Annotated in this window: 6 protein-coding genes; 1 reads left to right on the top strand and 5 read right to left on the bottom strand. The window is 56.3% G+C overall.

What is annotated here, in order from left to right:
- Window positions 1-94 precede the first annotated feature (94 nt).
- From ACE4YL_RS06320 to ACE4YL_RS06300, 5 genes are all read right to left on the bottom strand, one after another.
- Window positions 95-1,204: an ABC transporter ATP-binding protein gene (locus ACE4YL_RS06320; RefSeq protein ID WP_461359730.1), complete on the bottom strand. Its 1,110-nt coding sequence runs from the start codon at window positions 1,202-1,204 to the stop codon at window positions 95-97.
- A gap of 152 nt (window positions 1,205-1,356) precedes the next feature.
- On the bottom strand, window positions 1,357-2,196 hold the full coding sequence (locus ACE4YL_RS06315) for a Cof-type HAD-IIB family hydrolase (RefSeq protein ID WP_461359731.1): 840 nt from the start codon (window positions 2,194-2,196) through the stop codon (window positions 1,357-1,359).
- Between the two features lie 81 nt (window positions 2,197-2,277).
- Window positions 2,278-3,411, bottom strand: coding sequence for a DUF4097 family beta strand repeat-containing protein (locus tag ACE4YL_RS06310; RefSeq protein WP_461359732.1), 1,134 nt, complete (start codon window positions 3,409-3,411; stop codon window positions 2,278-2,280).
- A 13-nt stretch (window positions 3,412-3,424) separates the two neighbouring features.
- Window positions 3,425-3,790: a DUF2089 family protein gene (locus ACE4YL_RS06305; RefSeq protein ID WP_461359733.1), complete on the bottom strand. Its 366-nt coding sequence runs from the start codon at window positions 3,788-3,790 to the stop codon at window positions 3,425-3,427.
- A 158-nt stretch (window positions 3,791-3,948) separates the two neighbouring features.
- Window positions 3,949-4,557, bottom strand: coding sequence for a hypothetical protein (locus tag ACE4YL_RS06300; RefSeq protein WP_461359734.1), 609 nt, complete (start codon window positions 4,555-4,557; stop codon window positions 3,949-3,951).
- Between the two features lie 142 nt (window positions 4,558-4,699).
- Between ACE4YL_RS06300 and ACE4YL_RS06295 the strand changes: the two genes are divergently transcribed.
- Window positions 4,700-5,416: a hypothetical protein gene (locus ACE4YL_RS06295; protein WP_461359735.1), complete on the top strand. Its 717-nt coding sequence runs from the start codon at window positions 4,700-4,702 to the stop codon at window positions 5,414-5,416.
- Window positions 5,417-5,695 lie beyond the last annotated feature (279 nt).

Genomic DNA, 5,695 nt, shown 5'->3' with positions numbered 1-5,695 from the left:
GAACCAATGTTCGCCAAAACCAAGGGGCGCAGGGCGCGAAAAAAGAGGGCACCGCACGGTACCCTCTCCCTATTCAGCTGTCTGTGCTCTCCGTTTAGCGGATGACTTCCTCCGTATCCTTGTCGAAGAGGTGGATCTTCATCATGTTGAAGCCCACTTTGTGCTTGGCGCCGTCCCTTGCGCTGGTGGATGCATCCAGACGGGCGATGAAGCTGTTCTCTCCGGAGGAGAAGTAGACGTAGACTTCGGCGCCCATGGGCTCGGTAACGTCCACATCGGCCTCAACGATCTGGTACTGGGGATCTTCACCCACGATGGCTGCGTCTTCGATGTCTTCCGGACGGATACCGAGGACGATGGACTTGCCCACATATTTGCCCAGATTCTTGATGCCGGCGGTCTTCTGCGCGGGGATCTCCATCTTGAACGTCTTGGCATCGATGGTGTAGGTTTCGCCTTCCTTACCCAGCACCACATCGAGGAAGTTCATGGCAGGGCTGCCGATAAAGCCGGCGACGAACATGTTGTCCGGGTTGTTGTAGATGTCCAGGGGAGCACCTACTTGGTAAATATGTCCGTCCTTCATGACCACGATGCGGTCGCCCATGGTCATGGCTTCCGTCTGGTCGTGGGTCACGTAGATGATGGTGGTCTGCAGGCGGTTGTGCAGTTTGCTCAGCTCCGCCCTCATCTGCACCCTGAGCTTGGCGTCCAGGTTGGACAGCGGCTCGTCCATGAGGAACACCTTAGGTTCACGGACGATGGCCCGGCCAACGGCCACACGCTGACGCTGACCACCGGAAAGTGCCTTCGGTTTGCGGTCCAGCAGGTTCTCGATACCGAGCATCTTCGCGGCTTCCTTAACTCTCCGGTCGATCTCATCCTTGGGGAACTTGCGGAGCTTCAAACCGAAAGCCATGTTGTTGTACACGTCCATGTGGGGATACAGCGCGTAGTTCTGGAAAACCATGGCGATGTCCCTGTCTTTGGGGGGCACATCGTTGACCACGGTATCACCGATGGTAATCTGTCCCTCGGTGATCTCCTCCAGGCCCGCCACCATCCTGAGGGTGGTGGACTTACCGCAGCCCGAGGGACCAACCAGTACGATAAACTCCTTGTCTTTAATGTCCAAGCTGATGTTGTCTACAGCAGTTACATTACCAAAACGTTTCGTAACGTTTTTCAGAAGAACTTGTGCCAACGAAAAATCTCCTCTCCGTCAAAAAGTGGGATATTTCAAATATGCCGGGGTACGGAGCCCAGACATATTAACTTACAATGAAATAATAACACACAATGTTTTGTTTGGCAAAACAAACTTGCAGATTTTTCCGCCCCTTGTCTCTACCAAATTCAGGACGAGGTTTGGGGCTGCTTCGCAACGTCGGGAGCCAGAACAAACTTCCTAATGGCTTCAGCCACCCCATGCTCCCAACTGGGGTTGGTTACATAACTCGCTGCTTCCTTCGCAGCCGGGGAAGCATTACCAACTGCCACGGCGATCCCCGCCGCCTGCAGCATACTCACATCGTTGTTTCCATCACCAATGGCCAGCACTTCCGCCGGGCTGATTCCGAAGAATTCTGCCAGCCACTTGAGAGCCCGGCCTTTAGTTGTGTTTGCACTCGTAATCTCAATATACTGCGGTTTCGAACTGGCAATTTCCACCTGTGATCCTACTAACTGCCTCAGTTCTGCGATGCGGTCCCGGCTGTCCTCGGGGCGGCCTGGAATGAGGATCTTAGCCAACCTCTTCCCGCCGTCCTTGATGAACTCCACCAAATCGCCCACCGCGGTAACCCCGACCTGAACTCCAGCCGCATAGCGCTCCACGTCGCTGTTGATCTCCGCGACATAGAGTTCATCGTTGTAGTAGACGTTCACCGTCCAGCCGCGCTCGCGGCCGTGTTCCGCCACAGTCTGGGCCAGCTCCGGGGAAAGATAGCGTTCATAGAGAACCTCACCGGACAGGCGCTGAATCAAAGCTCCGTTGTAGCAGATGATTGGCTGCTGCTCATCTAGGCCCAGCTCGTGGGCGAAGGGAGCCGCAGAATGGAACATGCGTCCGGTGACCAGGGTGAAAATCACCCCCCGGGCAACCGCTTCTTGTACCACCTCCCTATTCTCCCTGCTGATCCGACCATCCCGATCCAGCAGCGTATCGTCGAGATCTGATGCAATCAACTTGATCATACTAAACCTCATTTCCATGCCAAAAGGAGATGGTCGTTAACCATCCCCTTTATTTTTCGCCACATCTTTCGCTGTTCCTGCTTAATTACTTCCGGAGGATACAGTTATGGATCCAGAAACGCAGCGGGCCTCCAGGTGAAGCTGGTCTGCAAAGGACTGGTAATCGGAGGAATGGGCTGTGAGCAGCGCTCCTCCCCCCTGCCGCTCGTGCTTGGTGATTTCCAGGGAATCCAGTTCTGCGGCAACGCGCCCCACCGAAGTTTTCAGATCCAGCGATACTCCCAGATCCACCCGGGAGGGCAGACTCACCTTGATGGCACCGTTGGTGGTGCGCAGGCGGTAATCCGCACGGCCCTGGAGATTGGTAACCCGCACATTGACCGTTCCGTTGGTGGTGGTCAAATCCACCGCCGGGGCCGCCACCGATAGGCGGTACGAGCCGTTCCCCAGCGTATGCCGGATGCTTTCCGCCTCCACCCCGTCCATTTCGCAGGAACCGTTGCCGATTTTCCCCACCAGGCTTTGGGCCTTCACTGAACGGAGCTCCGTGGAACCGTTGATGGTCCGCAGCTCCAGCGCCGTCCCCTTGAGGTTTTCCACCCGCAGGGAGCCGTTTTGCGAGGCTAAGATCACCTGGTAGGTGCGGCCCTCCGGCACCATCAGGTGCAGCGAGATGGAGCGATCGCCGTAACTGGGCACAGCCAGTTTGAACTCTTCCCTGGTGGCATTGTCTTCCCAATCCACCTCAAACAGGCGGCTGCGCAGCAGCTCCCGGTCCCGTCCCTTAAGGCGCTGTACCACGGTGAGCTGGTAGTAGTCCTCGGACCAGCCCTGCAGGCGGATGGGTCCGTTGGCGTTGCTCAATTCCACGGGGATGACTTCCCCCAAGCCCACGGGTCCCCGCACCACCTGGGTGAACTCCTGGGTCTCTTCGAAGCCCAGGAAAGGGAACTTGACCAGGATCTTCGGCAGTTTGGTGAGCTTCTCACCCACCGTGTGCTCCAGGGAGCGGGAAAAGCGCTCCACAGCAATTTCCACCTTGGACGCGAAATCTTCGCCCATCTTCTCCAGGCGCGCCCAGGGGTCTTCTTGAGGTTCGCTGTCTTCACTGCTCTCCGCGCCATCACCCAGGGCATTGAGCAGAGCCTCCGCCTCCTCCGCGGTGATCTTCCCCTCTTCCAGCATGCGCAGGATCATTCTCCGTTCTTCCTGCATGTTGACCTCCCTCCTACCCTTGCAGAAGCTTGATGGCCTCTTGCGAAGTAATCTCGCCCTTGTCCAGGGCCTCAATGATTTCTTTGCGCCTTAAGTCCTGCTCCCGCTCCACACGGTAGCCCAAAGCCTCCAGTGCGTTATCGAGACGGCTGCGCACCGTGGGATAGGAGATACCCAAAAGGCGCTCCACCTCCTTAATGTTACCCCGGGAAGTCAAGAAGACCTCAATGAACTGCCGCTGCTCACTGCTGAGGCGGCAGAAGCGGCAGGCCTCAAAACGGCCCTCAATCGTGGTGTGGCAGCTGCTGCAGTGCAGCTTAGTCACGGCCATGGCCTTGCCGCACACGGGGCATTTGGTCAGGATGGGTTTCGACAACATTAATCACCACCTTCATAAATTAAAGCTCGCACTTTCACTTTCCAATTCCTTACTTCACATTCTAAAGACGGTGCTTAATTTTGTCAATGTCAAAATGAACATTTTAAAACCCCGGCTGTGTACAGCCGGGGTCTAGTGCTCAAGCTAAAAGAGAAGGCTTAGAAGGAGATGGCCACTCCGCCGCCGATCAAAACACCGCTCTGGATATCCTTACCCGCGCGGTAGTGCTTCACAGTTCCCTGCACGGCAATGTTCTCCATGACCTCATAAGAGAGCGTAGCCCGGGCGGTAATCAGGCTGACTCGGTCATCCGCATTGAGCTTGAAGCGGGGTGCGTAGCCCACATCGGCCACCAGGGTCATCTTGGGACCGGGAATCAGCGTGAACCCGAATTTGCCGAAGATGCCATTACCCTTTTCGTCATCGCCGTTCCCCTCGGCAGCCACGCCTTTTTCGGTGAGGGTCAGCATGGCATAGCCGCCTCCGATAAAGATCTGCAGGTCTTCCTCGCTGGCTACACGGTAGAGGCCTCCCAAAGTCAACAGGGTCTCAGTGCGCTCTTCACCGAACGTCACATAGGAAAACCCGGCATCCGCAAACACTTCAGCCATGAGCTCCACTTTGGCATGGGCGGCAAAGCCCTGCCCCTTGTTGTCACCAAAACCCATCAGATAGCTAGCATCGCCTTCCACAGATACGGCGCCCGCAGCCAAACTTGCTCCGAAAACCACAGCCAACACTGCCAGCATACACACTAGTCTCTTCACGATTCAGCCCTCCGCAACTTTCGGTGTTTTTCCTTTCTATATTCTGACAAACCGGCGGAAAACCTTCTAAGCGCAGCAGGTTTTCCTAAGCAAGATCACGAATTTATGCCCATCCCGAACTAACCAAGAGGAGGAGCCGCGCATGCGTCGAGGTTTCATCTTGATAACCCTTTCCGTTCTGTTGATCTGCCTGCTCGCGGGAACGCAGAGCGCCGCGGCGCAGCTGCTCGCCGGTGTGCAGCTGAGCTACGGCTGGGCCAATTACGCCGACATTCTGGGGAAAGGCAGCGCCAGGGCATCACAGCTGCTCACCAGCGTCTGGGGACAGTACGATCACGAGGATCTCCGCTTCACCGGCAGCTACCTGGGGAGCCTCAGTCTGGGCGGCAAGTCCGTCAGCCAGAACCTGGGCCAGCTGGCCGCCAACTACCGCCTGTTGGAAGAGGGACCCATGCAGATCTACGTGGGCCTCGGCTACCACCTGCTTTCCACCCGTTTCGATGGCGAGCTGGGCGGGCAGAGTGGGGATTTCACCCTCACCGGGCACGGCTTTGCCGGCCAGGTGGTGCTGGACATTGAACTGGCCCCCAAGGTGCGCAGCAGCGCCGTGCTGACCGCGACACCCTGGGTGAACTGGTCGTACACCAGCGCCAAGAAAACCACCGCGGATATACTGGCCAGCACATCCTTTAACGCCCGGCTGGATGTGACCTACGACTTCTCCGAGGAGCTCAGCATACAGGTGGGCCTTGTGGGGGGATCGTTCAAAGTGCCCGGCTTCAAGCACGAGGGCCTGGAATTTGGCCCCACCCGGGAAGCTTTTACCGGCATCAGCGCGGGTATTACCCAGCGTTTCTAGGCAGCTGACCACAGCGCAGAGACTTTAAGGGGCTGTTGCAGAATGAACGTTGATTAGTTCATCCTGCACGGCCCTTTTTTGTCTAATAACGAGAATACGGGCTCGCGAAGGAGCCCGTAAGTTGAGTCCGTATAATGGTGTAAAAATGGTTTTCTGAAAAAATAGGAGAGCCATTAACAAATTCCTCAGTTAGAATAGAAGTTGGACAAACCAGAATTCTAAGAGGAGGAATTTGAATGGCTCAATACCAGATTACCGTAGATCAAGAACTTTTGCACC

The organism is Candidatus Darwinibacter acetoxidans (genome assembly GCF_041936445.1).
Taxonomy (GTDB): domain Bacteria; phylum Bacillota; class Limnochordia; order Darwinibacteriales; family Darwinibacteriaceae; genus DTU010.
This window is presented reverse-complemented; position numbering and strand designations above follow the sequence as displayed.

Coding starts and splice junctions, on each gene's coding strand:
- ACE4YL_RS06315 (WP_461359731.1), bottom strand. CDS start 2,196: ATGATCAAGTTGATTGCATCAGATCTCGACGATACGCTGCTGGATCGG.
- ACE4YL_RS06310 (WP_461359732.1), bottom strand. CDS start 3,411: ATGCAGGAAGAACGGAGAATGATCCTGCGCATGCTGGAAGAGGGGAAG.
- ACE4YL_RS06305 (WP_461359733.1), bottom strand. CDS start 3,790: ATGTTGTCGAAACCCATCCTGACCAAATGCCCCGTGTGCGGCAAGGCC.
- ACE4YL_RS06295 (WP_461359735.1), top strand. CDS start 4,700: ATGCGTCGAGGTTTCATCTTGATAACCCTTTCCGTTCTGTTGATCTGC.